At 63.4% G+C, this 25,396-nt stretch carries 23 protein-coding genes; 5 read left to right on the top strand and 18 right to left on the bottom strand.

Annotated features, from left to right (window positions below):
• Nucleotides 1–12: 12 nt before the first annotated feature.
• Both H6A07_RS05235 and H6A07_RS05230 read right to left on the bottom strand, forming a co-directional pair.
• A complete protein-coding gene (locus H6A07_RS05235; RefSeq protein ID WP_204813873.1) occupies nt 13–375 on the bottom strand; it encodes a NifB/NifX family molybdenum-iron cluster-binding protein in 363 nt (120 codons plus the stop codon).
• A gap of 384 nt (nt 376–759) precedes the next feature.
• Nucleotides 760–1,566, bottom strand: a complete 807-nt coding sequence (locus H6A07_RS05230) for a Cof-type HAD-IIB family hydrolase (RefSeq protein ID WP_204813872.1) — start codon at nt 1,564–1,566, stop codon at nt 760–762.
• Nucleotides 1,567–1,664: 98 nt separating this feature from the next.
• Here H6A07_RS05230 and H6A07_RS05225 point away from each other — a divergent pair, with 98 nt between their 5' ends.
• The gene (locus H6A07_RS05225; protein ID WP_204813871.1) at nt 1,665–4,244 is read left to right on the top strand and encodes an FAD-dependent oxidoreductase; all 2,580 of its coding nucleotides are present in this window, start codon (nt 1,665–1,667) and stop codon (nt 4,242–4,244) included.
• Nucleotides 4,245–4,447: 203 nt separating this feature from the next.
• On the opposite strand, the gene H6A07_RS05220 is transcribed toward H6A07_RS05225, so the two are convergent.
• The 9 genes from H6A07_RS05220 to H6A07_RS05180 form a co-directional block, all read right to left on the bottom strand.
• Nucleotides 4,448–5,248: an AIM24 family protein gene (locus H6A07_RS05220; protein ID WP_204813870.1), complete on the bottom strand. Its 801-nt coding sequence runs from the start codon at nt 5,246–5,248 to the stop codon at nt 4,448–4,450.
• Between the two features lie 119 nt (nt 5,249–5,367).
• On the bottom strand, nt 5,368–5,685 hold the full coding sequence (locus tag H6A07_RS05215) for a type II toxin-antitoxin system HicB family antitoxin (protein WP_204813869.1): 318 nt from the start codon (nt 5,683–5,685) through the stop codon (nt 5,368–5,370).
• Between the two features lie 17 nt (nt 5,686–5,702).
• A complete protein-coding gene (locus H6A07_RS05210; protein WP_204813868.1) occupies nt 5,703–6,011 on the bottom strand; it encodes a helix-turn-helix domain-containing protein in 309 nt (102 codons plus the stop codon).
• Entirely contained in the window at nt 5,998–6,351 is a 354-nt protein-coding gene (locus H6A07_RS05205) for a type II toxin-antitoxin system RelE/ParE family toxin (RefSeq protein WP_204813867.1), read from the bottom strand. Before H6A07_RS05205 ends, H6A07_RS05210 begins: the two co-directional genes overlap by 14 nt.
• Before the next feature lie 336 nt (nt 6,352–6,687).
• Nucleotides 6,688–6,996: an AAA family ATPase gene (locus H6A07_RS05200; protein WP_204813866.1), complete on the bottom strand. Its 309-nt coding sequence runs from the start codon at nt 6,994–6,996 to the stop codon at nt 6,688–6,690.
• A 54-nt stretch (nt 6,997–7,050) separates the two neighbouring features.
• A complete protein-coding gene (locus tag H6A07_RS05195; RefSeq protein WP_204813865.1) occupies nt 7,051–7,440 on the bottom strand; it encodes a hypothetical protein in 390 nt (129 codons plus the stop codon).
• Entirely contained in the window at nt 7,433–7,915 is a 483-nt protein-coding gene (locus tag H6A07_RS05190) for a hypothetical protein (protein ID WP_204813864.1), read from the bottom strand. The genes H6A07_RS05195 and H6A07_RS05190 overlap by 8 nt, the downstream gene beginning before the upstream one ends.
• Complete coding sequence (locus H6A07_RS05185) at nt 7,912–11,337, bottom strand: ATP-binding protein (protein WP_204813863.1); 3,426 nt, start codon at nt 11,335–11,337, stop codon at nt 7,912–7,914. Before H6A07_RS05185 ends, H6A07_RS05190 begins: the two co-directional genes overlap by 4 nt.
• A gap of 2 nt (nt 11,338–11,339) precedes the next feature.
• Nucleotides 11,340–13,856: a dynamin family protein gene (locus H6A07_RS05180; protein WP_204813862.1), complete on the bottom strand. Its 2,517-nt coding sequence runs from the start codon at nt 13,854–13,856 to the stop codon at nt 11,340–11,342.
• A 308-nt stretch (nt 13,857–14,164) separates the two neighbouring features.
• Between H6A07_RS05180 and H6A07_RS05175 the strand changes: the two genes are divergently transcribed.
• Nucleotides 14,165–14,380, top strand: a complete 216-nt coding sequence (locus H6A07_RS05175) for a helix-turn-helix domain-containing protein (RefSeq protein ID WP_204813861.1) — start codon at nt 14,165–14,167, stop codon at nt 14,378–14,380.
• A gap of 117 nt (nt 14,381–14,497) precedes the next feature.
• Here H6A07_RS05175 and H6A07_RS05170 read toward each other — a convergent pair whose 3' ends face one another.
• The 6 genes from H6A07_RS05170 to H6A07_RS05145 form a co-directional block, all read right to left on the bottom strand.
• Complete coding sequence (locus H6A07_RS05170; RefSeq protein WP_204813860.1) at nt 14,498–15,319, bottom strand: hypothetical protein; 822 nt, start codon at nt 15,317–15,319, stop codon at nt 14,498–14,500.
• Nucleotides 15,320–15,460: 141 nt separating this feature from the next.
• On the bottom strand, nt 15,461–16,348 hold the full coding sequence (locus tag H6A07_RS05165; protein WP_204813859.1) for a hypothetical protein: 888 nt from the start codon (nt 16,346–16,348) through the stop codon (nt 15,461–15,463).
• Between the two features lie 29 nt (nt 16,349–16,377).
• A complete protein-coding gene (locus H6A07_RS05160) occupies nt 16,378–16,887 on the bottom strand; it encodes a hypothetical protein (protein ID WP_204813858.1) in 510 nt (169 codons plus the stop codon).
• 105 nt (nt 16,888–16,992) lie between these two features.
• Nucleotides 16,993–18,615: a protein kinase domain-containing protein gene (locus tag H6A07_RS05155; RefSeq protein WP_204813857.1), complete on the bottom strand. Its 1,623-nt coding sequence runs from the start codon at nt 18,613–18,615 to the stop codon at nt 16,993–16,995.
• Between the two features lie 120 nt (nt 18,616–18,735).
• On the bottom strand, nt 18,736–19,194 hold the full coding sequence (locus tag H6A07_RS05150; RefSeq protein ID WP_239471078.1) for a helix-turn-helix domain-containing protein: 459 nt from the start codon (nt 19,192–19,194) through the stop codon (nt 18,736–18,738).
• 248 nt (nt 19,195–19,442) lie between these two features.
• Nucleotides 19,443–20,417, bottom strand: a complete 975-nt coding sequence (locus H6A07_RS05145) for a homoserine O-succinyltransferase (RefSeq protein WP_204813856.1) — start codon at nt 20,415–20,417, stop codon at nt 19,443–19,445.
• A 73-nt stretch (nt 20,418–20,490) separates the two neighbouring features.
• Between H6A07_RS05145 and H6A07_RS05140 the strand changes: the two genes are divergently transcribed.
• From H6A07_RS05140 to H6A07_RS05130, 3 genes are all read left to right on the top strand, one after another.
• Nucleotides 20,491–21,753: a DEAD/DEAH box helicase gene (locus H6A07_RS05140; RefSeq protein ID WP_204813855.1), complete on the top strand. Its 1,263-nt coding sequence runs from the start codon at nt 20,491–20,493 to the stop codon at nt 21,751–21,753.
• A gap of 84 nt (nt 21,754–21,837) precedes the next feature.
• Nucleotides 21,838–23,106 (top strand): class I SAM-dependent rRNA methyltransferase, encoded by a 1,269-nt coding sequence (locus tag H6A07_RS05135; RefSeq protein ID WP_204813854.1) that lies wholly within the window; start codon nt 21,838–21,840, stop codon nt 23,104–23,106.
• A gap of 76 nt (nt 23,107–23,182) precedes the next feature.
• Nucleotides 23,183–24,739 (top strand): L-lactate permease, encoded by a 1,557-nt coding sequence (locus tag H6A07_RS05130; RefSeq protein ID WP_204813853.1) that lies wholly within the window; start codon nt 23,183–23,185, stop codon nt 24,737–24,739.
• Between the two features lie 145 nt (nt 24,740–24,884).
• Here the strand turns inward: H6A07_RS05130 and tadA are convergent, their stop codons facing one another.
• Nucleotides 24,885–25,364, bottom strand: coding sequence for a tRNA adenosine(34) deaminase TadA (tadA, locus tag H6A07_RS05125; RefSeq protein ID WP_204813852.1), 480 nt, complete (start codon nt 25,362–25,364; stop codon nt 24,885–24,887).
• Between the last annotated feature and the right edge of the window lie 32 nt (nt 25,365–25,396).

The raw sequence follows: 25,396 nt of genomic DNA, 5'->3' as shown, positions 1-25,396 counted from the left end.
CCCTTTTCCACGTTAGTGGTGACAGGCGTGCTCCTCGCCCATGACGGGGAGCGTGCCGGCGGCGGCCATCTGCGCGACGTCGCCCACGCCGGGCGTCTGGTTTTCAAAGTAGACAGTGATGCCCGCCTGCGCGAAGCCCATCATCGGGCGCATGCCCATACCGGCGGCCACGATCGCGTCGATGCCGTTCTGGGCGAGCAGCGCCACCGGACGCATGCAGCCACCCTCCTCGTGGGGCGGGTTGTCGATGACGGTCACGGCGCCGACCTTGCCGTCCTCGATGTCGACCACGGTGAAGCAGTCGCAGTGGCCAAAGTGACCGGAGCGCTCGCAGTCCAGACCACCCTTGCCGAGGGTTGGAATGGCAACCTTCATGGGACTCTCCTCTCGTTGGGCGCCGGCGCGCCCGCGTTGCTTGACGCGGCCATTCTCGCACAAGAGCGGCGGTGGGCGGGACTTGGAGCCTCTGTCGAGGGCGCCGCGCCTGCAAAACGGACGCACGTGTGATGATCCTTGCCGGCCAACTGCAAAACGGGCGCTCGTGTGATGCGTTTTGGGCCCTGAGGGCGACTCCGGATAAGGTGCAACTGGGCGTTTGTCCTTGCGAGCGCACCGCAAGCCCGCGCGACGCCCGAATCTCTATCACACAAGCGGCCGTTTTGCAGGCGCGCGGGGCCAATCATCACACGAGCGGCCGTTTTGCAGGTGCCACCGCGCCTCCAGTAAGGAAACACCGTCCGAACTGATTTATATTCTGATTCAAGAGCACCCAGTCAGCAGCTGGTCCTCGATTATGCGCGCCACACCGTCGTCATCGTTGCTCGGGGCGACGAGCGACGCGCGCTCAAGCAGCTCAGCCGGGGCGTTGCCCATGAGGTAGCCACGGCCCACCGCCTCGAGCATGGGCAGGTCGTTGTAGTTGTCCCCAAAGGCAAAGGCGTCGGCGGGGTTGATGCCCCAGAGGTCGCAGAGGGTGCGGACCGCCCCGGCCTTGCTCGATCCGGCGGGCATGACCTCGATGAGCGTCTCCGAGGAGATCGCGATCGCAAGCCCAGGAAAGCGCTGCTTAAGGCGCCGTTCCACCTCGATGGTGCGGCCCGGCGTGCAGAGGCAGAGGATCTTCTGCACCTCGTCGCGCTCGATGGAGGAGATGGTGCCCTCGCGCGCCCGCGCCATGACGATGCGCTCCTCCTGGAGCAGACGTGGGTCGCTCGCGTCCGGCGCCACCCAGTCCTCGAAGGAGTACGCGCTCCAGGTCATGGGCAGCCCCTCGGCCTCAGCAAAGTCGACGACCTCCTGCGCCTGCGCCCGCGTGAGCCCGTGGTGGTGAATGACGTTGCGCGCCTCGTCCAAGATCACGCCGCCGCTGTAGGTGACCACCGTGCAGGAGATCTCCTGCTGCTCGAGCAGCGGATACGTCCCGGAGATCCCGCGCGCCGTCACGATGACGAACGGTATCCCGGCGGCCTGGACCGCCGCGATCGCCCGTCGCGTGCGCGGGGTGACCTGGCTCGCCGAGTTGAGCAGCGTGCCGTCGATGTCGCTGAAAACCGCCGTTGCGGGCATGAGGCCTCCGTTCGTCTTACCTGCGCACCATGATAGGGCACGGTAAGGAATACCATAGGCACAACGGGCGTCGCAGGGGCGGCGCGGAAGGAGGGCCCATGAGGTATCTGATCGTCGGCGGCGTGGCCGCTGGAACCAAGGTCGCGGCCAAGCTCAAGCGCTGCGACCGCTCGGCCGAGGTCGTGGTTGTCACTAAGAGCGAGGACATCAGCTACGCCGGCTGCGGCCTGCCGTACTACATCGGCGGGGATATCCAGACGCGCGGCGAGCTCATCGTGAACACGCCGGCCGCCTATGCGGGGCTCACTGGCGTGGAGGTGCGCACGGGCGTGGAGGCCACCGCGCTCGACGCGGCGGCGCACGAGGTCACGGTACGCGAGAAGGACGGCACGAGCCACGCCGAGAAGTACGACAAGCTGGTCATCGCCACCGGTGCCTCGCCGTTTGTGCCTGCGGGCCTTCCCGGCGCGGACCTGCCGGGCGTCTTCACCGTGCGCACGCCAGACGACGCCGAGGCCATCCGCGCCTACGCCGACGCGGGGGCGCGCCGCGCCGTGGTGGTGGGCGCCGGCTTCATCGGCCTGGAGGTCGCCGAGAACCTGCTCGCGCGCGGCCTCTCCGTCACCGTGATCGACGCGATGCCGCAGATTCTGCCCAACGTCTTTGACCCCGAGATGGCCGGCTTCGCGCAGCGCCAGCTCAAGGTCGCCGGCGTGCGCGTGATGACGTCGTGCGCGCTCGTGGGCATCACGGGCGAGGGCAAGGCCGAGGCCGTGGAGACCGCGTCCGGCACGCTGCCGGCGGACCTCGTGATCCTCTCCATCGGCATCCGGCCCAACACCGCGTGGCTGGAGGGCTCGGGCGTGGAGACCCTCAAGGGCTGCGTGCTCGTGGACGAGTTCGGCGCCACCAACCTGCCGGACGTCTACGCCGCCGGCGACTGCGCCGAGGTCACGAACTTCATCACCGGCGAGCCGTTCTGGAGCGCCATGGGCTCCACGGCCAACATCGCCGGTCGCGCGATCGCCCGCACGCTCACCGGCACGCCGACCCCCTACCCCGGCGCGCTCGGCACCAGCGTCGTGCGGATCCTGCCCACGCTGAACGGCGGCCGCACCGGCCTCACCGAGGCCGCGGCGCGCGAGGCGGGCTTTGACCCCGTGAGCGTGGTCTCCGTGGTGGACGACAAGGCCCACTACTACCCCGGCTCCTCGAGCTTCTTCATCAAGCTCATCGCCGACCGCGGCACGCACCGACTGCTCGGCGTGCAGGTACTGGGCGCGGGCGCGGTGGACAAGGTCGTGGACGTGATGGTGACGGCGCTCTACCAGAAGCTCACCGTTGAGGACCTGGGCCTCATGGACCTGGCCTATGCGCCGCCCTTCTCGACCGCCATCCACCCGCTGGTCACGACCGGCTACATCCTGGAGAACAAGCTCGCGGGCGCGCTGGAGAGCTTCACGCCGGCCGAGTACGCCGCCGGCGCCGCCAAGGACTACCACGTCATCGACGTGCTGCCCGCGCCCACGATCCCCGGCGCGGAGTGGGTGGACCTCACCAAGATCGGCCCGGACGGCCTGTCCGGGCACGAGAAGGACGAGAAGCTCCTGCTGGTGTGCGCCAAGGGCAAGCGCGGCTACTTCACGCAGAACCGCCTCAAGGCTGCCGGCTACACCAACACGCGCGTGCTCGAGGGCGGCGCCACGTTCAACGAGGTGCGCGTGCCGCGCCCAGCCGGCGCCAAGCTTCCCGCCGCAGAGATCAAGCGTCTCAAGGGCCTGGGATGCCTCCAGGACAAGCGCTTTGACGATGTCTTCAACATCCGCGTGATCACGCGCAACGGCAAGATCACGGTGGACGAGCAGCGCGCCGTGGCCGAGGCCGCCGAGCGCTTTGGCTCCGGCGAGGTCACCATGACCACGCGCCTCACGCTGGAGATCCAGGGCGTGAGGTACGAGAAGATCGACGCGTGCATCGCGTTCCTGCAGGACGCGGGGCTGGACGCCGGCGGCACCGGCTCCAAGGTGCGCCCGGTGGTGAGCTGCAAGGGCACCACCTGCCAGTACGGTCTGATCGACACCTTCGACCTCTCCGAGAAGCTGCACGAGCGCTTCTACGTGGGCTACCACGGCGTGGAGCTGCCGCACAAGTTCAAGATCGCCGTGGGCGGCTGCCCCAACATGTGCGTCAAGCCCGACCTCAACGACCTGGGCATCGTTGGCCAGCGCGTGCCGCAGATCGATCTCACGAAGTGCCGCGCGTGCAAGGTCTGCCAGGTCGTGAAGGCATGCCCGATGGGCGACGCTCAGATTGGCCCGGACGGCAAGATCACGATCGACGGCTCCGCGTGCAACCACTGCGGCCGCTGCGTGGGCGCGTGCCCGTTTGGCGCCGTGACCGAGGGGCTGGCCGGCTACAAGGTCTACATCGGCGGGCGCTGGGGCAAGAAGACGGCGCACGGCCGCGCGCTGGACAAGATCTTCACCAGCGAGGACGAGGTCATGGACGTGGTGGAGCGCGCGATCCTCTTCTTCCGCGACGAGGGCCAGAGCGGCGAGCGCTTCGCGGACACCGTGGCGCGCCTTGGCTTTGACTACGTGCAGGAGAAGCTGCTGAGCGCGCCCATCGACAAGGACGCGATTCTCAACAAGACCGTCGTGGGCGGGGCGACCTGCTAGAACGGCGGACGAGAAGAACGCACGGCAATCGGGCGGGCTCGGACGCGAATGTCCGGGCCCGCCCGTTCTTCTCGACATGCTCTGTCGATAGCATACACTGGATCAGCGAACCTGAAAGTTCTTCTCGGCTTTTGGCGATAATTACCGCGCCAGTGTATGTTGTTTCCACCGGCGATGCGGTGTTTCCGCCAGCGTGCCCCGCGCTACACCTCGCCGCTGCCCGCGTTAGGATTGGGCGTGAGCGACGCCACCGGCGAGAGCAGCACGCGGCCGTAGCCGCGATACACGTTGACGAGGCCCTCGCCCGAGACGGCGGACCCGATGAGCGACTTGCCGCTGCGCTCCACGGTGAAGTCGAGCGACTCGGTCCAGGCGATCGCAAAGTTGCCGTCCACCTTGAGCTCCTCGCCCTCGAGGTCGACGACCGCAAGCTCGCTCGCCGGGACGGGCGACTCGAGCGCCACCGTCCCCGCGCCGGAAAGTCCGAGGTTGAACAGGCCCTCGTTGCCCGCCACCGCCGCGCTCGGCCGCTTGACCATGATCGCACGGTGCTTGATGTCCGAGGTGCAGGCCATGAACAGGCCGTCGTTGATGACCATCGTGCCGCCCATCTCCGCCTGCGGGCTCATGAGCAGGATGTGGCGGTAGGTGGGCTCGCAGACGATGGTGCCCGCGCCCACGTACTCGGGCTTGATGGCAGACTCGCCGGTCACGGAGCCGCGGATGGCCTTGCCAAAGAAGTCGCCCACACCCTTGACGCCGGTCGTGGCCTGGATGTTGCCGACCGTCCACTGCATGGCGCCTGCCTGCAGCGTCACGCCGGTGCGCCCGTCAAGCTCGCAGACGAGCTGGCGCCGGCGCACGCCCATCTCGGCGGCGTAGTAGGCCGTGATGGCACCGCCGTAGGGAACGGAGAGGTCGCGCTGCCACTCCGCGACCTTGAAGGGGCCCTTGCCGGAGATGATCTTGACGTCGTCGTTGTCCAGGAAGTTGTAGATGTGCATGGGCGTCCCTTCGCTCGCGCTTACGGTGCGACGAGCGTAGCACGGCGGACGGACGCAATCGCCGCCGCTCCGGGCAGCGCGCAGGGCGCCTCGGCGAGAAGGACGCCCCTGAGGATGAGCTAACGGACGCGTGCGTCGCTCACGCCCGGCATTTTGGCGGCATCATAGGCAGTGACCAGGCGATTCTCAGAATCAACGTCCACCGAGACAAGCAGCCCTCGGGCGCCCTCCGGCACCGGTGCATCGAGCGTGGGCTCCGGAAGCTCGCGACCATTTTCGATATAGGACTCAAGTACGAGCTCGAGCGCCTCAGCGGCCATGTTCACCGCGTCGTCAAGATCATCGCCGTCCGTATGACACTCCGGGAGGTCGGGGAACCACACGCTGTAGCCCCCGAGCTCGTTGGGCTCTAAGTAGCCGGGATAGTTGAACCTCATGGCGCTTACGCCTGCACTCATTCCTCCAGCACCTCGTCCGCATCCTGCCCACGATCCTCAAAGCTAATCCTGAGCACCTTCCCCATACCCTTCGCAAGCTTGGACAGCGTCCGGACGGTCGTGTTGGTGTCCGCAGTCTCTATGAGGCTGATGGTCTTCTGGGGCACACCCGCCCTGTCGGAGGGCTCCCTCTGCGAGAGGCCAGCCTCCGCGCGCGCCAGAACGAGCGCCCGCATGGCTTGATACTCGCCTTCGCCCTCGCGCCATGCGGCGGCAAATTCGGGGTTCTCGAGCTGTTGCTCAACGTACTCGTTAAGCGTCTTCACGATGGGCCTCCTCCCAGGCTCTCTTATACCGAAGCGCCCGCTCTATCTCGCGCTGCGGCGGTTTTGGGCTCTTCTTCACAAAGCCGCTCGTCACAACAACCCTCTGTCCGACGAAGAAGAAATAGAAGGCTCGGGTGATGTCGCTCCCGAACTTCGTCCTGAGCTCGAACAGGCCGTCTCGAACATATGCCTTTTCCTCTCCACGGAGCTTGGAATCGAGCTCCTGAAGCAGTATCCGGCTTCTCAAGGCCTTCTCCCTCAGCTTGATTGGCAAGCCGCCCAAGAACTCTTGGACCGGGGCTTCACCGTTTTCCCTTTCGAAGAAGATCGCTTCATACATCGCATCTTCTTTCAAAGGAGAACATATATGCAGTCACTCGTCGGACGAGAAGAACTATCTCGAAGCGATTTGTTGAGAGAGGCGTCCGGCGCCCCTTCTGCACAAATCGCGCTTCTTGAGCGAACTAATGTTCTATTATATGATAGAACATTAGTTTGTATTTCAAGATACCGGAGCCAATTAATTGGAGAGTCCTTGCGGCGGAGCTTCACCGCAGGCCCAGCGTCCCTCCGCGCCACTCACTTCCCTTGAGATTGACCTTCTGTTGACAGCATTTGCGAATGACGAGGCCCTATTGCAAGCGAGAAGAACGCCGGAGCGGCCAGCAACGACTGCTTAACTATCAAGGCTGTTCGGATCCGGCCGAAAGTCGAACAGTCCCATCGTGAGGATGCCGTCGTCGTCCATAAGAGAGCCTTGACGTCGCGAAAGCCAGCGTTGGTCTCGCCCGTCATCGAGGGTATCTTCGATCACGGGGTCGTCAGGAACGCTCGACTTCCGCAAAAGCTCTCGGAAGAACGTAAATGCCAGGCGGGTCTTTCCGCAACGTCGGATGCCCGCAATCACCTTGATTGCATCGCTGCCCATACAAACGAGGGCATGATGGTCGGAAAAGCCGACAGTAATGTCAATTTTCCCGACCATCATGCCCCGGCAACACGATATGGACCCTCACGAAAAGAATGAGAACTCCGCCTGTTATTCGTAATACCCCTTCACGCCAAAGAGGATGCTTTCCATCGTCCCCCCCGGGGCATTAATCCCGATGGACTCCTCGACAGAGACGAGACCGTCGCCATCTGGGACGAGCGAGGGAATGACGCGACGGACTTCCTCCGATGACGTCGGGAAGACCAACTTTCCGTCCACCTCAACCTCAACGTCGTCGAAGAACTCGACGGCCTCGCAGCAGTCGTCATCGTCGTAGTACACGTGGAACGCGCCGAAGTCATCCGTGGTGTTAGTGCTCAGAGGCGTCTTCTTGAACTCCTTGTAGGGAAGGTTAGCGACTTCACGAACGGCAGGGCGAGAAGCCCCGAGATCAATCTCCCCAACTCGCTTCAGTGGCTCGGCAGTTACCCTAGTCATTCAGAAGTCCTTTCTGGTCGGAGATGTAGCCCTTGCTTTCAGCGTAATCGAGCATCTGTTGTATGGCACCGTCGTATTTGTCGCCACACTTGCCATGAATATCATCTATGTCCATCTTCAGAGCGCCCTTGAAGTCACCAGACTCGATTAACTTTAGCTGCTCTGCACGATACTCTCGGGCCTCCTTTGAAGCGCCCGTGCTCGACATCATCCTATGGTCAGCTTTGTCCATTGCAATGGACGGGCCATCATTACGTTCAAGACCATTAACTTCGTCTGCCGGCATATGATGCACCTCGATGCGGTCACCCCTACCCCCGACAAAAACGTCTCTGTAGCTTCCGCCGCGATATTCTCCCGAGGCCTCCGCCCTCGGCCTCTCAACCCGCGCGTCAGGATCGAACGAGCTGCTCGGAGACTTTACGTCACTAATCTCGCTCTTCCCCCGAACTTCCGAATGTCCCATTGGGCTCACCAGAGACCTCCTTCCGTTGTCCAACGCTCCAGCTTCTGAATATCTCCCTGCTCGATGAGCAGACACTCGACAAAGATGCCTTGAACGATATCGCGCTCCAGCTGATCCCGTTCCATCCTTCCGGTCAGCTCATAAAGCGCTCGCCGAACGCGCTCTGTCCACTCAATCATCTCATTGCCAGACGCTATCGCCTCCACCGCCACAGCATGCACCTCTGGAAAAAGAGCGCTCATAATCGGTGCGAGTCTGGTCATTCTCGGCTTCTTGGGCGGCTCGGCCAAGAGCTTGAGAATAGCCACCTTTGTCGTAGCATCAATCCCAAGACGGTCCATCTTCTCTCGAATATCGCTTAGCCTAGCCTCGTCGCTTATACGCTCGCATCGACTTAGAAGGCCGGCGATTTCCAGCGCCGCGTCAACATCGCGAGCCTCGTCTTGGCGAATCTGCCCCTCCCGCACATACTCATACCGACCTCCACCATGCTCAGCCTTGTCGATCTTGCACAGCACGGCCTCGATCCAGTCGTTCTGGTACACCGCCGCAACGCCGCGCGGCAACCTCGCAAGCTCAGTCGTCTGCGTCTCGGTCAGAGCCTCCGCCCCACCAACGAGCTGGCGGTCGCTGCCATCTGGAAGGCGCATGACAATCTTGGTATTTGTGTTCCTGATCACCGACGCATCAAGCAGGCCTGGAGCCTGATCGGCAATGATGAAGCCCTCCCCGTACGTGCGCATCTCGGCGATGGCATTCGAGAGCATCTCCACGCTTTTACCTAGCAGGTTGCCACCCTCAACGGGCTGCTCCGTCGACGTCTTTCTGAGAAGGTTGTGCGCCTCTTCAAGAACGGTCACGTGGCGCAGCCCCGCATTGTGCGAAATCCCCTGGGTCATGCGCCTCTCTTGCAGCTTGAGAACGAGAATGCCCATGAGCAGGGACTTCGTCTCACTCGAGCCGACCCGGCTCAGATCAACGATTGCCCGTCCGTCAAAGAGGTCGGCCTGATCGGTCTCGTCCGAGGAGAACACCATCCCGTTGATGCCGGAGGATAGCGAGCTCAGGCGCGTGAGCAACGACCCCTTGTAGGCACCCTTGTTCTCGGCGTCATACTCGCTTGAGTCGATGATCTCGCGCACGTTGCGAGCCACATCGGCAAAACAGGGATAGAGGCCGTCCCCATACGGATTCCGCGACTCCACTAGATTCCAACCGCAGTCCTCGTAGGACTTCTCGATAGCGCTCTTGAGAACCGCTGGCATTGCCGCATACATTGGCCAACAAACGTTGAAGATTTCCACGAGCCGGTCAAGGTGCTCGAGCACGTGCATGCCCGCAGGGAAGCTGAAGGGGTTAAGCCTGAGCAGAGGCGCGTACTCGGGATTGGTCCCGTACACGCTCACCCCTGCGTCAGTGCCAAAGACGTCCTTGTACTCCCCCTTTGCCGGCTCCACAACAAGGAAGCCAGCGCCCTCTTGGGCAACGCCCTCGAGCAGTCGGTACACGGCGTTGCTCTTGCCCGCACCGGTGCTGCCCGTCACAAAGACGTGCGACGCCAGCGAATCCATGTCGAGAAGTACGGGGGTAGGCTCCTCGCGATGCATGTGGAAGATGGAGCCGAGGCGAACGCTCTTGCCACACGCTCGCCCGTCGAAGGTAGAGACGTTCCTGCCAAAACTGGCACACTCAAAGACTGGGAGGCCCGCCACGGACTTGCGCGGGAAGTTGAGCGACCGAGCAAGCTCCTTGCCGGTCAGAGTCGTCGTTGCCGTCACGGCTGCGGGATACGGGAGTACGTTGGGCTGACTCTCCACGATATCGAGGTTGAGGCCAAAAACGGGGTGGCGCAGGTCCCTTAGGTAGCTGCAGATTGTAGCCGCGGCATGGTTGTCTGGAACATCGCCACGCCAGACATTCACCGACGCCTGCGACATAAAGGATTCCTCGCCCTGGGTCAGCGCCAGATAGGAGTGGGCGACGTTGTTGGCGGTCACCACATCTTCGCTCAAGACATAGGCGGCAAAATCCCAGAGGCCGAGCGCCGCACCCTGCTCCAAGCGCGCCATCTGCTTCTCGAGAAGTTCGAGGGCATGCTTGATGGCGTAGTTGGTATGAGTCTGGGTGATGCCCTCGTTTTTTCCGATCGTTGCCGTAACGGTAGAAGAGCGTGCAAAGTTGACGCCGAAATTGCCGCCAAGGTTGGTACTGGCGAAGCTGCCGACGGTATTGGTAAGAGAACGGGTGACAGATCTGCCAAGGGTGTTGGAGAGGGCGCGGCTGGTGGTGCGTCCCACGGTCTCGCTGATGCCTTTGGTTAGTCCCTTTGAATATGAAGCAGAAACGCTGCCTTGAACAGAAACCGGAGAAAGGACCGGGGTTCGAACGGAAACATTCGATGATCCTCCCGCAGTATCAGTCTCAGACTCCGACTCCGTCACCTGCCTCGAATCGCCCTCGGTATCCGTGGTCCCACGACTCTCGGACTCCGCCAGGGCCTCACCGTCGCTCAGCGACTGGTTATTCCCCTGCTGGCTGCCAATGCTCAGACCCGCGTTCACACCAACGGTCGCCGAGGAGCCCTGAGCACTGGACTCTTGATACGTATATTGCGTCTGCCACGAGGAATACGGTGCCAGGCCAGTGTAGAGCTGCTCAAGGCGTAGCTTGCGCTCCTCAACATCAAGCGTTGGCGTCGCTAGCAGAATGAGCGTGTATTCCTCTCGATGACTGCGCGGAACAATCCCGTCGAGCAGTTTCTCGATGGTCTGGCTCACGAACTTCTCGGACTTCTCGGTAGGCACGTTTGAGACCGTGGCAACTGAGACTTCGCCCAATCCCCGAAGGCAGGGCAGGGTGCCGGAGCCGACTCCCCCAGAGCACTCCGACCCCGGGAAGTTGCCGCGCAACGCTTCCTCAAGCCGACGCACAAACGAGTCGGCGTCCACGTTGTTGTCGGCATTCTCCGTATTGACAACGGCAAGGTAGACTTCTGTCGTCAGCTTGGTCCGGTGGAACACCAACGCGATATTGCATCGCTCGTTGGACAGCACGTCATAAACGTTGACGAGCTTCTCCAAGCTGTTCTCTTCCGGATCGCTCACCCATTTGGTAATGTTAAGAAACCTGATGTTGCGTGCGGCATCGAACGGCCCATCATATTCCGCGCTGGCGGTGAGGGGCAGGTAGATGCTGCCTATCTGAGGGAGATAGGCAGCATAGATTTCCACGCCTGCGGCGGCAATAAGCCGGCTTGTCTGCTCGACCGCCGTGGCGTCATCGGAAGAGGGCATCTCCTCCAGATAGCGAGCGCGTCGCTCCTCGACCTCCTCGAGCTGACTCGGACTGAGGGCGGACAACTTTGAAACCGCGTTTCCCGCCTTGCCCGCAGCCTTGCCCACTGCCCCTTTGATGATGTTCTTGATGCCCATTCCTAGTCCTCACCACGCCAGCTCATAAGCGACGAGACGCGCTCTTCCGCACGCTGCAGTCTGTCTCGCTTGAGCCTGAGCTCAGCAATTTCTCGCTCGTTCTTGCGAATGAACTCGAGCTTTGACCTAAGCTCGGGATTGAGGCCAACGATGTTCTCGCCCAGCTCATCGGTAAGCTCCTCCAGCCACCCGAGGAAGCTTTCCTCGTGTGCGGGCTCGACAACAGAGCGCCACCTTGAGACGCGCCGCGAGAGCTCGAGGTTGTGCTGCAGGGCAAGGGGCGCCTTCCAGAGCTTGTTGGGGTCGAACGGAAGCCGGATGTCCTTAATCTCCGGAACTGAGCCGGCCAGGCTCAAGGGACGGAAGCTCAGAATGATGCTGCGAAGGGCCTCTCTCTGGGTCTCATCTACCCCCTCGCCATTAGAAACCAGCTCTAGTAGGCTATCCTTTGCCTCTTGGGCGCACAGTTCCCAATAATGCTTTGAACGCGCCTCGACCGTGCTGATTGCCCGGCTCAGCTCAATATCAAAGTGCTTGCGAACGTGACCGAGGAGGTCTTCTGAGGCGCTTCTGTCAGCAGCGTGTCGCGCGTCCATCTCCTCGGAATGACTCTCCACCGCCTTTGAGATGTCGCCAACCAAGCTTGTGGCGAGATTGCCCAAGCCCAGAAAATCCCGTGAGTCAACCAGGTTGGAGAAGCGCTCCCTGAACTTTCTCGAGACCGCATGGCGCGTTTCGTCAGCAGCGCGGTCCTTCTCATCGACCCCCTCTTCCTGCTGACGGACCTTCGAATACTCCCCTTCCCACTTGCGGAGCAGATCCGTGTCAAGCATCGCACCGGCCGTGAAGTCTCGCTCGTTCATGAAGGGCAGGTAGCCGGCCGTTGACCGCTCACGTAGGGCATCCGACGTTGCATTAAGGCGATCGAGATGTGCGGCGCGGCTCTCATCCAGATCATCCTCACCTAGGCGCTTGCTTTCCTGAAGCCTTGTGGAGGCGTCCTCGAGCACGTCGTCTGTCTTCTCGATAAGCTTGCGAAGCAGAACGTCGGAGCGATAGCACTTGTTGTACACGGAATACTTGGTGGCAAAATCCTCGATGCCGCACTCGACGCTGTAGAGACCGCTATTTGCAAGAACCGTATCCGCACAGCCCTCCGCGTCGGCAAGCATCTCTGTCCTGAGCTGAGTGGGCATAAGATCGTAGTCATAGAGCCTCGTGTAGTATCGATCCTCGGGGTCCTGGTAGCTCGCAAGCAGTTGACGATAGCAGCGGTCATAGTGACGATCAGAGAGATGCCCACCGGTCTTAGCCCCGAGCCCCATGACCGATGAGACAAAATAGATGCCCTGCGCGTACATGTTGCGCGCCACGGCAGTCCCCATCACATAGTCAACGTCATCAGGCGTAAGCCCACCCTCGGAAAGGTCGGCCGCATCTGCCTTGTTCACAACGATCATCGAGAAGCGCTCGTCAAGAGCTTCGATCTTCTTGATTTCGTCATAGAGCTCCGCATTGTCGTTGCTGTCTATTGCGCTGTACTCCGTCACGTAAATCGGGAGTCCGTCAGACATGCCCCTCATGGCCTCTTGGAGAACACGAAGGTGGTCGATGTTCGAATTTGAGTTTGATCCCGGAGTGTCAAAGATGACGAAGCGCTTTTCATCCATCCAGGCGCCCCTCTTGTAGGGGACCTTCACCTTTACGAGATTGCCGATGAGCTCCGCATCTTCGGCCCTATGTTCATTAATCGCCGTGAGGACCTTACGGGCTCGGTCCACAATGGGGGACGCGTCTTCTGGGGATACCGCAGCTACAATCTTCTGTGCAAGAGCACCGTTTTGGTCGGGGCCAGAAAGCGTCATCCCGCCATCGGAGAGACTGACAGCAAGCTCGCCATTCATATAATCAATCGAAACGCTTGCTCTATCCGGCTGGTCGGAGCGCTCGATTTGGTAGACGCGAGCGGTGAGCGGCTTGTCCCCACTGGGAAGCAGTTCGGCCCCAATAAGCGCATTGATGAAGGTCGACTTTCCGGAGCTGTAGTTGCCAACAACACAGACGGGAACAACATCACCCGAGGCGTCCTTGAACATCTTCAGAAGGCCTTCGGCATCCGCATCACCTTCAAGGGAGCCCGAGATGATCGAAGATACGCTCTCGAACTCCGTCCTCACAAAGGGCAGGATGTCGCGCGCGTTTGCAAGAAAACGGTTTCCTCGAACAAGCCTGACTCTTTCTCGCAGAGGCGACTTTGCGCAAACGCCGATAAGCTCCGCCCATTCATCGTCCGGGCCCTCAAACACAATCTCTGTCGGCTCGTCCAAGCTGCCGTACTCAGATACGATGCTTTCCACAATCTGATGTGCCTTGAAGGGGAGAAAGCCCTGAACAAACTGTTTGCTCAGCAGCGCGCTGTTTGGATTGCTCCCATAATCGAGGGGTGCCCAAGCACCGCTCCAGCTCATAAATTGCACCGAACGATGATATGGGTCGCTGACGACTTTCACCTTGGACACGATGATTCCCCTTCGACAAACAGCGGAATTACCAGTCAGAGCGGTCGAGACTTACGGGCTGACTCCCTGCATTCTAGTTTGAGTCATGAGCACGGTCGTCAGGCTTGCGGTCAGCGAGCGTATTTTGAGCCAGCTGGAAGCCATCCCGCTTCGCGCGAATTTATCCTCGGCGCTACAACAAAACCTCGGCGCATGGCCGAAGCCGACAGGACGATTTGCAGCCACAGCGCACATTGCCCATTCCTCATAACCTCAATGGCACTCTACAGAGAGCATGAGCCGATGGTACCGCTTCTATCCTTTCCCGCATGGACAACGCGGAGGAGAAACGGGCCATCGGCTCTCGAATACGCGCCGAGCGCACCAGATGCGGCATCTCACAGCGCCAGCTCGCGCTCATGACGGGCACGAGCCGCTCCTATCTCTGGAAAATCGAGACAGGAGCGGCTGACGTGGGGATTGACGTGCTCATCCGCATCGCGAAGGCGCTCGACATGCCCGTACGAGACCTCATTGATTTTTAGCGTCTCCTACAGCCCGAATGACCTCACTCGCTGTCGACAAGAACCCTGTCGACTCAGGCTCCGCTCGCCTACCTAGCTGCACCCCTATCGTCCACAAAGGATGCGGCCTCCCGCACTTTAGAGCGCCCATGCCATCTGAACTGGAACCAACACGCCCGAGCCACCGGAAATCATAAGCACATCGTCCTTATCCAGGTTCAGGTAGCAGGCGCCGTCCTCGTTGAGGTAGAAATCGCTCCACGCGTTCTTCTCGACCGCTGCGCCCCACTCACCATTGGTGAAGTGATCGGCGTTCTCGAACGCCTCGTAAGCGGCATCATTTGGAAATACCACGGCATTCCACCCAGAATCATCCGTGTTCACGAGGATATATGCCCCGCTCTGAATGCTTCCTCCCTCATATACTCCATCGACAACCATTAGTGGGTCACCAGTCACCTCGCCCCCCTTGTCTGACGTTGTGCCCTCCGAAGCAACAATGTGACCGACTCCGTCCTCAACCATCAGAACGTTGCCCTCCTTCAGGTTGAGTGCAGCCGATTCACCTGCGCTCAGGTACTCGTCTAGGGAGGAGTGAGCGGCGATGGCCTCGTTTTCCTCTCCAACAGTAAATCGACTCATCTGATGGTAGGCGGAGTAAGAATCCTTCGTCTCGAACACCGTGACGTTGGCCCGCGCGTCGTCCTCATCGGGACAACTGAATATGTAATTGCCGGACGCAATGTCTACACCAACCACGTACACGCCCGGGCACATAGCCGCTCCGTCCTCGGTAAGCCATGAAGCATCGACTTCTGGTACAGAGGCTTCTTCCGTCGCCGCGCTTGCCTCGCTCCCTTCCCCCGAAGCTGCAGGAGTTGTCCCCTCAGACGGAGCGGCCGAACATGCGGTCGTCGTAAGGCACAAAACAAGCGCCAACACAACGGGCTGCCACTTCATAACAATCTCCTTCCAGACGTTCCCGACGGCCCACATTCCGAGAGGGGCGCAGGACCAATTCCCCAGCTGTCAGCCCAACCGATTCGAACGGCTCCCGCGCGACACTAAGCGTCACGCTATCCCGAACCGCGCCCTTATCGCCTACTCAGCCTCCGCGTCATCCCCAACCGGATAACCCGAGTCCGGTGCCTTGGTCACATTTAGCGTGATCGACTGGAGAGTTTGGCTGTCAATGAGGTTGCTGTACTCATTCCCATTGCTGTCGGTCGTATACGTCATCTCGATCGCGGTGTTTGGAGCCACGCTCTGGCTCGTAACCATATAGCCCGCCAATGACGCCTTGTCCTCGGGGTCGATGAACGACCCGTCATCGGCAACAAGATCAAAGGTGATATAGCCGTGGCCATACGCATCGGTGAGATTCCCCGATATGGAGTAGTAGCCACACTCGGCAAGGTTCCGACCAACGTAATCGCGCACGTAATGTGTGTACTTATCAGGAGAGGGATCAATCGTCGTAAGCTCAGGAGCGTCCTCAGATACTCCGACCTTGCTTACGGAGAGAACGATCTCGTCGATGGTCTGGAAGTTCACGAGATTGCTGTATTCCTCGCCTTCGCTGTCAACCTCATACGTATACTTCATCTCTGTATTGGGTTCCAGGTTCTGCCCTGCGACAACATACCCCTTGAGCTGCTCCTCGTTGCCCGGGTCAACATAGGTCCCATCGTCGGCAACATAAATCACTTTAATGTTGCCGTCCCCATAAGCATCATGCCTGAATCCATCTATGGCCTCATAGCCTACGGAGGCGGCGTTCATCCCAACGTAGTCCTTTATGTACCACGTGTACTTGTCCGGGGAAGGGATTATTTCGGTTGCGGGTTCGCCTTCATTCTCCGCCCTCTCGCCCGAAGCCTCCTCCTGGACCGACCCTTCCGGAGATGATTCACTTGTCTTTGCACCAGAGCACGCCCCTAATGACAGGACAACGGCCGCAGCAACCACGTACACAAGACTTTTCCTCATGACCTGCCCCCTATTCAGCAGCAAGCTCCCTACGCCCGCTTTGCTTTTCTCCGCAGCACAATCTGCCAGACGGCGCACGCAATCACGGCGACGCCCGCAACCAAGTACACCCACTTCGCGATACCCCAGTCGTACGAATCGCTGGGGATGACGCCGCGGTCCTCGAAGTCCCAATTCAGCAGGAACGTCACGGCAACCGTGAGCACGGAGAACGCGATCGATGGAATCGGCTTGCGTAGCGCGGCAAAGAACACTGTCAGCACGCCGAGAACCGCGGGCGCCACCGTCAGCGGAACATAGACGGCAGCGAACGTCTCCGACGCGGCGTTCAGGTAGATGCGCACGTACTCAAAGAGCGAGACATCCGCCAGCTCCCCGTTCTCCAGCCCAAAGGGATTCTGCGAGAGCATCCCCAACGCCGCGCGATACTCCTCCGTCGCCGACGCATACGGCAGGAAGAAGGCCGCTACCAGCAGAATCGCCGCGACCACCCCCGCCACGACGGCAACCGTCTTCGGCTGAACGTTCTTCTCGGCCATTCATGGCTCCTTTCAGAAGGGTGAGACCCATTCTGAGAAGGGAGCCGGGGCAATTCCTCAGTTGGCAACTGAATTATGCGAGCGGTCGCCGCGCGCGTCCGAGCGCTACCACTCCAGCGGGTACACGTCGTACGACGCGTAGTCGGGCGCGTCGTATATGTGGACCTCGAACGACATGGACTCGCCCTCAGCGGGCGCGCTCACAAAGTCCGTATCCCCGCCCACAATGGCGCCCGTCTCGTCGCGCAGCACCACCACGATGGCCACCTGCCCGCTCTTAAGCACCTGGTCGCCCATGGATTCGGTCATGACGTCACCCGTGAAGTTCGTACCACCGAGGCCGTCGGGTACGACGTTCGTGCCCGACACAGAGAAGCGCGACGCCTCGGCCCCCGCCTCCAGCTGGTAGCTCTGGGGCTCGATCGGGGCAAAGTCCACCGTCGCGGGCGCGGTCCCGTTGCCCGTTTGAAAGCCCCAGTACGCGGTCGCGCCGGGCTCGAGAATCGACAGGACCTGCTCGTCTGAGAACACCACACGTCCCGAGGCATCGCGCCCCGTTATTGTGAAGCCCGGCGTGACCACGGTGACGTCCCCGTTGTTGCGCAGCCCGACCGCGTAGTGAACGTACCCCTGCGAGTCCGCCGACCACCCGGACTCAACGATCTCGAGGTCGGACGTCGCGTCGGAGGGGGCCGGAGCCGCCGTGGCGTCGTCGTCCGGCTCGGGCTCGTCGTCGGCCGCAGGCGCGCTCGCGGCGGGCTCGTCCGCAGGCGGCGTGGCGACCGGGGCGTTCTTCTCGCCCGCGCCCTGCCCGAGCGCCTGTACAAGAATGATCGCGACCGCCGCCACAAACGCCACGGCCGCCATCACGGCGAGAAGGACCTTGACCCAGCCGTTCCGCTTCACCCCGGAGGCGGGACCGGACGTCGGCGACGCGGCGGTCGGGGCTGCGGGCGCCACGTCCCTCTCGCCTCCCAGCGCCGCCGCGAGGTCCGCCGCGCTCTGGTAGCGCGCGCTCGGCTCCAAGGCGCTCGCCCGGGACACGATTGCCCGCGCGCCCGGGCTCACCACGGAGTCGTCAGCGAGCACGCGCTCGTACTCGGCGGTGTCGGGCGTCTCCGGGCGCACGCCCGTGAGCAGGTAGCCCAGCACGCGGCCGAGCGAGTAGACGTCGGAGCGGGCGTCGGTCTGCGCGTAGCCGCACTGCTCCGGCGAGGCAAAGCCGCGCGTGCCGAGCTGCGTGGTGTCGTGCGTGACGTCCTCGTTGCGGAAGCGCGCGATCCCGAGGTCGATGAGGTGCACGCCGTCCGCCGCCACGATGACGTTGGTCGGCGAGATGTCGCGGTGGACGATTCCGTGCTCGTGCAAGGCCTGCGCCGCCTCGCAGAGCTGAGAGACCAGCTGGAAGGCGTCCTTCTCGGGCAGGCGGCCGCGCTCCGCCACGAGCTGCTCGAGGTTCTCGCCGGGGACGAAGTCGCAGACCACCACGAACTCGTCAGGCATCTCGTAGGTGGCCGCGACGTGCGGCAGGCGCGCGCAGCCGCACTCGGAGAGCATGGCCCACACGCCCCGGCGCGCGAGCTTGGAGGGGATGCGCTTGCGGATGAAGGGCACGGAGCCGTCGAGCGACACGAGCTCGGTCACGCCGCCCGGCCCGCTCGCGAGCACGCGGTCGACCTTGTAGGCGTCATCGATGCCCAATGCGTGCATGACCTGCTGGTCGTTCACTTCCGTCGCCCCGATCGTCCGGCTGCCCTCCTGTCAATGGTACAGGTTATATTCAGTTGGTGACTGATTCCTCAGTTGGGAACTGAATCGCGCCCGCGCGCCGACGGGCGCCCGGTCCCGTCACGCGAGCGGGCTCGTGCCGAAGAGGGTCTTCTCGCCCAGGCGATAGAGCTCCTCGTCGGTCTGCAGGCGGGTGTAGCCGTGGTTGACGCACCAGATGATGATGGCGTCGCGACGCACCTTGGGCCAGAGCTCCGCCACGCCGTCCAGCCGCAGCAGGCGCTGGGCCTCCTCGAGGGTGCAGCCCATCCCGAGGGCCAGCATGATGGCGTTGTCGCGCCCGAGGCGGCTCTTGCCCTTGAAGACGTCGTAGACAAAGGTGGCGTTGACGTCGGAGGCGCGGATGATCTCCGAGCGCTTGAGGCCCTTCGCGGCGCGCAGCTGCTCGAGGTACTCCGGCAGCGTGCGGTCGATCGTGAGGCCCTCGTCAAGGTAGGACTCCGGCGTGGGCGCGTTGAGCAGCTGGTCGAGCAGCTCGCTGGTCAGACGCTCGCGCGGCATCTCGCTCTTCTCGGCCATGGCACGCTCCTCTGAGACGTGTACGGGACGCTCACATCTTAGCGCCCGGCGACGCGCGCAATCGAGGATTACCGGCAATCCGTGGTTACGCGCGCTGCGCGCAGCCGAGAAGATCGCGCAACCGGAGAAACGTGTCCGCTCTGCCAAGAATCCCCGCTTACGCGCGCTTCTCGGCGTACGTAAGCGGGGATTGCTGGTAACGCGAGGTTACGCGCGCCGCATCAGGCGGTGCGTCCTTCTCGCAAGCCTTAGAACTTGTCCACGTGGCCAGTCGCCGCCGTGCTCCGCGCGCGCAGCTCCGCGATCGCGGCCGGGATCTCGTCCAGGTTGTACGGCGTCATCTGGTAGACCCAGTTGAGCCAGTTGCGGTAGAGCAGGTTGGCGTGCGCGCGCCAGGTGAAGAGCGGCTGGCGCTCGGGGTCGTCGTCGGGGAAGTAGTTCTCCGGCACGCGGATGGGCAGGCCCTTGTGGAAGTCGCGCCAGAACTCGTCGGCCAGGGTGTCGCGGCCGTACTCAAAGTGACCGGTCACGTAGACCTCGTGGAAGTCACGCGTGGCGAGCAGCGACGGGCCGCTCGTGAAGCCCTCGGAGAGCGTGCAGAGCTCGGGGTGCTTGGCCAGCTCGCCGGTGTCGATGGCGGCGTGACGGCTGTGCGGCATGTAGTGCACCTCGTCGAAGCCGTTGGTGAGGAAGCTGTACTCGTCGCAGAGGCGCTGCTTGAACACGCCGAAGAGCTTGGCGCCGAGCTGGCGCTTGGGAATCTGGTAGAGGTGCCAGAGGGCGCCGAGCGCGCCCCAGCAGAGGAACATCGTGGAGAACACGTGCTCCTGGCTCCAGTCCACGATCTCGCAGAACTCGTCCCAGTAGTCGACCTCCTCGTACTCCAGGTGCTCCACGGGCGCGCCGGTGATGATGAGGCCGTCGTAGTTCTTGTCGCGGAAGGCGTCGAAGGTGTCGTAGAACTTGACGAGGTGGTCCTGCGAGACGTGCGTGGACTCGTGGGTTGAGACGCGCATGAAGTCGCAGCTCACCTGCAGCGGGGACTTGGAGATGAGGCGCAGGATCTGGGTCTCGGTCTCGATCTTGGTGGGCATGAGGTTGAGAATCGCCACGCGCAGGGGGCGAATCTCCTGGTGGCTGGCCACCTCCTCCTCAAGGGCGAAGATGCGCTCCTGCTGGAGGATGGTCTTGGCGGGCAGGCCGTCGGGGATGTTGATGGGCATGGGGGCTCCGTTTCTGCGCGTGAACCTGTCCAGTATACCCACGCCACGCCGCCCATGCTCTATACTTAGCCGCATGACTACTACATTTGCCGAGCTCGGGCTTAACGAGCAGATCCTCGCCGGGGTGGACGCCCTCGGCTTCACCACCCCGACCCCCGTCCAGGAACAGGCCATTCCCGTGGTGCTCACCGGGCGGGACATCGTGGCCTCCGCGCAGACGGGCACGGGCAAGACCGCCGCGTTCGCGCTGCCCGCGCTGCAGCTCGTGGCCGGCGCCAAGGGCAAGGGACCGCACGCGCTCGTGGTCACGCCCACGCGCGAGCTCGCGGCGCAGATCGAGAACGTCGTGAGCGTGGTCTGCGAGCAGACCGGCCAGCGCGCGGTCATCGTCATGGGCGGCGCCAAGTTCGACCGCCAGATTCGCGAGCTGGAGCGGGGCTGCGACCTGCTCGTGGCCACCCCGGGCCGCCTGATCGACCTCATGGAGCACAACCACGTGAGCCTGGCACAGGTCAAGGTGCTGGTCCTGGACGAGGCGGACCGCATGCTGGACATGGGCTTCTGGCCGAGCGTCCGCCGCATCATGCACGCCCTGCCGGCCAAGCACCAGACGCTGCTCTTCTCGGCCACCATCCCACCGTCGATCAAGTCCACGATCGACGCGCTGCTCACCGACCCCGCGACCGTGGAGATCGCCCGCGTGGGCGAGACGGCGGACACCGTGGAGGAGCACCTCTGCCCCGTCACACAGGGCCAGAAGACCGAGCTCCTGCGCGCCCTCCTGGACACCGGCGGAGCGGCAGGCGAGAAGCCCGAGCGCGTGCTGGTCTTCTGCCGCACCAAGCACCGCGTAGACGACGTCTCCAAGACCCTCAAGACCGCCGGCGTGCGCGTGGACGTCATGCACGCCGACCGCCCGCAGAAGGCCCGCGAGCGCGCGCTCGAGAAGTTCCGCGAGGGCAAGGTCCAGGTCCTCGTGGCGACCGACGTCATGAGCCGCGGCATCGACGTCTCCGGCATCGACGCCGTGGTGAACTTCGACGTTCCCATGGACCCGGAGGACTACGTGCACCGCATCGGCCGCACGGGCCGCGCGGGCGCCACGGGCCACGCCTACACCTTCGTGGCGCCGGACGAGATCAGCCCCCTGCGCGAGATCGAGTACTTCACCAAGAAGCTCGTGCCGGTGTGGGACCTCGACGGCTTTGCCTACGACGCCGGGCGCATCGTTCCGCAGGCCGACCGCCCGACCAAGCGCTCCACGCGCACGATGTTCGCCGGCTCGCGCTCGCGCGGGCGCGGCATCGCCGGCGGTCGCTACGGTCGCCACTACTAGTCTGTTAATTGGGGACAGTCCCCGATTTACACAAATCATTTATGTGAATTGGGGACTGTCCCCAATTCACATACAGGAGGACGCATGAAGCAGACCCGCCCCTACCCTCGCGTCACGGTCACGCGCAAGGCGGCGCGCTCGCTCGCCGGCGGGCACCCGTGGGTCTTTGAGGGCGAGGTCATCTCCGCCGAGCCCGCCGAGAACGGCGTCATCGTGGACGTCTTTGAGGAGAACGGCACGTGGCAGGGCGCGGGCCTGCTCTCGCAGGAGTCCAAGATCCGCGTGCGCCTGGTGAGCCGCAACGCAAACGACCGCTTTGACGACGCCTTCTGGGCCCGGCGCGTCACGTGGGCGTGGCAGCACCGCCGCACCACGATGGGCGGGCGCGGCCTGCCGGGCGCCGAGCCGGACACCACCTGCTGCCGCGTGGTCTTCTCGGAGGCGGACGGCCTGCCCGGGCTCGTGGCCGACCGCTACGAGAACGTGCTGGTCACGCAGGTGGGCACCGTGGGCATGGAGCGGCTGCGCCCCGTGGTGTACCGCGCGCTCGTGGACGCGCTTGCCGCAGACGGCGAGAAGATCGACGCCATCTACGAGCGCAACGACGGCGCGGCGCGCGCCAAGGAGGGGCTGCCCCGCTACAAGGGCTGGTGGGAGGGCCCGGGCGTCTCCGTGCCCGAGACCGCGCGCCTCGTCGTGCGCGAAAACGGCCTGCGCTTTGACCTTGACCTGGAGAACAGCCAGAAGACCGGCTTCTTCCTCGACCAGAAGTACAACCGGCGCGCCGTGCGCGAGATCGCAGCCGGACGGCGCGCGCTGGACTGCTTCTGCCACGTGGGGCCCTTCGGCCTCAACGCGGCGGCGGGCGGGGCAGAGCTCGTGCGCTGCGTGGACGTGAGCCAGACGGCCATCGACCTCGCGCGCGAGAACGCCCGCCTCAACGGCCTGGACGACCGCATGGGCTTCACCTGCGCGAACGTCCTCGACTACCTGCCCGAGCTCGCCCGCGACCGCGCCCGGCTGCGTGAGGAGGGCGGCCCGTTCGACCTCATCGTGCTGGATCCGCCCGCCTTCACCAAGAGCCGCGGCACCGTCTCCCACGCCGCGCGCGGCTACCGGGAGATAAACTACCAGGCACTGCGCCTGCTGCCGCGCGGCGGGTACCTCGCCACCTGCAGCTGCTCCCACTTCATGACGCGCGATCTTCTCGCCAAGGCGATCGCCGAGGCCGCGCACCAGGCAAACGTGCAGCTCAGACAGGTCGAGGAGCGCCAGCAGGCACCCGACCACCCCATCCTCTGGGGCTTCCCCGAGAGCCACTACCTCGACTTCTTCGTTTTCCAACTTGCCTGAAAGGGGTCTGACCCCTTTCAGGCAAGTTTTGGTAGATTAAGGGGTTGATTGCACGCGCGACCCTAGGAGTCACCCTATGCTTGAGCTCTTTGGAATGTTCGTCCTCGCCCTCGCCCCCATCATCTGGCTCGTCATCGCCCTGTGCGGCCTGCACATGGAGGCCTACCTCGCCAGCGTCGGCGCGCTCGTCGTGGCCGCCGTCTGCGCCACCCTCGGCTGGGGCATGACGCCTGTCAACATGGCCACGGCCGCGCTCGAGGGCTTCGCGATGGCGCTCTGGCCCATCGTGATCGTGATCATCGCGGCGGTCTTCACCTACAACCTCACGGTCCACACCGGCGCCATGGAGACGATCAAGCGGATGCTCTGCTCGGTCTCCGCCGACCGGCGTGTGCTCACGCTGCTCATCGGCTGGTGCTTCGGCGGCTTCCTCGAGGGCATGGCCGGTTTCGGCACCGCCGTCGCCATCCCCGCGAGCATGCTCATGGCGCTCGGCATCTCCCCCGTGACCGCCATCCTGGCGTGCCTCATCGCTAACGGAGTTCCCACGATGTTCGGCTCCATTGGCATCCCCACCACCACGCTCGCTTCCATCACCGGCATCGACGTCGTGGAGCTCTCCACCGTCCAGGCCATCCAGGTCTTCCCGTTCGTCGTGGCCTGCCCGATCCTCATGGTCGCGCTCGTGGGCCACGGCCCCAAGGCCCTCAAGGGGATGCTGCCCATCTCGCTCGTCTCGGGCGTCTCCTTCGCCGCGTGCCTCGTGGTGGCCGGCCACTTCATCGGCGGCGAGCTGCCCGACGTGGTGGCCTCCGTGGTCTCGCTCGTCCTCACCTTCGCCTACGCGCTGCACATGCACAAGAGCGGCGCCGAGGTGCCCGAGAAGTTCCGTCTGGTCGCGGCCGCAGACGACGACGCGCCGGAGGAGTCCGTCGCCGACAAGCTGCGTGCCTGGGCGCCGTTCGCGCTGATCTTTGTGGTCCTTCTCGCCACGAGCAAGCTCGTGCCGTTCGTGAACGGGCCGCTCTCCGCGATCAAGAGCACGGTCAACATCTACGCCGGCGACCCCACGGCCACGCTCACGTTCTCGTGGGTGAACACGCCCGGCGTGCTGATCTTCATCTGCGGCATCGTGGGCGGCCTCATCCAGCGCTGCTCCGTGCGCGACATGCTGGGCGTGCTGGTCGCCACCGTGAAGCAGATGGCCAAGACCATCGTGACCATGCTCGGCGTGCTGGCCTGCGCCAAGATCATGGGCTACTCCGGCATGATCGCGAGCATCTCCGCGTTCTTCGTGGCCGCGCTCGGCAGCTTCTACCCGCTGGTGGCGCCGCTGCTGGGCGCGCTCGGCACGTTCGTCACCGGCTCCGGCACCTCGAGCGAGGTGCTCTTTGGCAACGTGCAGCTCCACGCCGCGCAGTCCATCGGCGCCAACGAGACCTGGCTCGTGGCGTCCAACTCGCTCGGCGTCTCCGCCGGCAAGATGCTCAGCCCGCAGAACATCGCGATCGGCTGCGCGGCCTGCGGCCTCGTGGGCAAGGACGGCGAGATCCTCGGCAAGATCGCCAAGTACGCCTTTGCCTACGCCGTCGTGATGGCGGTCATCGTGTACGTGGGCTCGCTCGTGCTGTAGCGGCGACGCGTTTTTGTCGCCCTCCAAAATAACGCGCACAGATTGCCGTGCGCGTTATTTTTAACTGCGGTTATGTAACGTTGAAGCAAACCGTGCGCGTTGTCACCGACGGGAAGGGCACGCAGGCGAGAAGAACGCCCGCGCCCTAGCGTCGGCGGCGCGCGCGGAAGAACGAGCGCAGGAGCCCCGCTGCCTCGTCGGCGAGCACGCCGGGTGTGACCTCGAACTCGTGGTTGAGCCGAGAGTCGTGGCTCACGTCGAAGAGCGTGCCCACCGCGCCGCCCTTGGGATCGGCCGCCCCGTAGACGCAGCGGTCAACACGCGCGTTCACCATGAGGCCCGCGCACATGAGGCAGGGCTCCAGCGTCACGTAGACCGTGCAGCCCGTGAGCCGCCAGCGCCCCAGCTCGCGCGACGCCTCCACCATGGCGAGAAACTCCGCGTGGGCCGAGGGGTCGGCGTCGGTCTCGCGCCGGTTGTGCGCGCGGGCCACGACGCGCCCGTCGCACACGACCACTGCGCCGATGGGCACCTCGCCCTCGGCGGCGGCCGCCTCGGCCTCCTCGAGCGCCAGGCGCATGTACTTCTCGTCCGCCGCCGTCGAGCCGTCGTCCTTCTCGCCCATGCGCACCTCCCGCGCCTCGCACCGTGCCACAT

It is taken from the genome of Olsenella uli (assembly GCF_016899935.1).
Lineage (GTDB): Bacteria > Actinomycetota > Coriobacteriia > Coriobacteriales > Atopobiaceae > Thermophilibacter > Thermophilibacter uli_B.
This window is presented reverse-complemented; position numbering and strand designations above follow the sequence as displayed.

What these genes read in the sequence shown, in the direction of transcription:
- H6A07_RS05160 (WP_204813858.1), bottom strand. Translation starts at nt 16,887, where the DNA reads ATGGCCGAGAAGAACGTTCAGCCGAAGACGGTTGCCGTCGTGGCGGGG.
- H6A07_RS05140 (WP_204813855.1), top strand. Translation starts at nt 20,491, where the DNA reads ATGACTACTACATTTGCCGAGCTCGGGCTTAACGAGCAGATCCTCGCC.
- H6A07_RS05130 (WP_204813853.1), top strand. Translation starts at nt 23,183, where the DNA reads ATGCTTGAGCTCTTTGGAATGTTCGTCCTCGCCCTCGCCCCCATCATC.
- H6A07_RS05215 (WP_204813869.1), bottom strand. Translation starts at nt 5,685, where the DNA reads ATGAGGTTCAACTATCCCGGCTACTTAGAGCCCAACGAGCTCGGGGGC.
- H6A07_RS05205 (WP_204813867.1), bottom strand. Translation starts at nt 6,351, where the DNA reads ATGTATGAAGCGATCTTCTTCGAAAGGGAAAACGGTGAAGCCCCGGTC.
- H6A07_RS05230 (WP_204813872.1), bottom strand. Translation starts at nt 1,566, where the DNA reads ATGCCCGCAACGGCGGTTTTCAGCGACATCGACGGCACGCTGCTCAAC.
- H6A07_RS05145 (WP_204813856.1), bottom strand. Translation starts at nt 20,417, where the DNA reads ATGCCCATCAACATCCCCGACGGCCTGCCCGCCAAGACCATCCTCCAG.
- H6A07_RS05220 (WP_204813870.1), bottom strand. Translation starts at nt 5,248, where the DNA reads ATGCACATCTACAACTTCCTGGACAACGACGACGTCAAGATCATCTCC.
- H6A07_RS05170 (WP_204813860.1), bottom strand. Translation starts at nt 15,319, where the DNA reads ATGAAGTGGCAGCCCGTTGTGTTGGCGCTTGTTTTGTGCCTTACGACG.
- tadA (WP_204813852.1), bottom strand. Translation starts at nt 25,364, where the DNA reads ATGGGCGAGAAGGACGACGGCTCGACGGCGGCGGACGAGAAGTACATG.
- H6A07_RS05235 (WP_204813873.1), bottom strand. Translation starts at nt 375, where the DNA reads ATGAAGGTTGCCATTCCAACCCTCGGCAAGGGTGGTCTGGACTGCGAG.
- H6A07_RS05185 (WP_204813863.1), bottom strand. Translation starts at nt 11,337, where the DNA reads ATGGGCATCAAGAACATCATCAAAGGGGCAGTGGGCAAGGCTGCGGGC.
- H6A07_RS05200 (WP_204813866.1), bottom strand. Translation starts at nt 6,996, where the DNA reads ATGGTCGGGAAAATTGACATTACTGTCGGCTTTTCCGACCATCATGCC.
- H6A07_RS05195 (WP_204813865.1), bottom strand. Translation starts at nt 7,440, where the DNA reads ATGACTAGGGTAACTGCCGAGCCACTGAAGCGAGTTGGGGAGATTGAT.
- H6A07_RS05225 (WP_204813871.1), top strand. Translation starts at nt 1,665, where the DNA reads ATGAGGTATCTGATCGTCGGCGGCGTGGCCGCTGGAACCAAGGTCGCG.
- H6A07_RS05175 (WP_204813861.1), top strand. Translation starts at nt 14,165, where the DNA reads ATGGACAACGCGGAGGAGAAACGGGCCATCGGCTCTCGAATACGCGCC.
- H6A07_RS05165 (WP_204813859.1), bottom strand. Translation starts at nt 16,348, where the DNA reads ATGAGGAAAAGTCTTGTGTACGTGGTTGCTGCGGCCGTTGTCCTGTCA.
- H6A07_RS05135 (WP_204813854.1), top strand. Translation starts at nt 21,838, where the DNA reads ATGAAGCAGACCCGCCCCTACCCTCGCGTCACGGTCACGCGCAAGGCG.
- H6A07_RS05150 (WP_239471078.1), bottom strand. Translation starts at nt 19,194, where the DNA reads ATGGCCGAGAAGAGCGAGATGCCGCGCGAGCGTCTGACCAGCGAGCTG.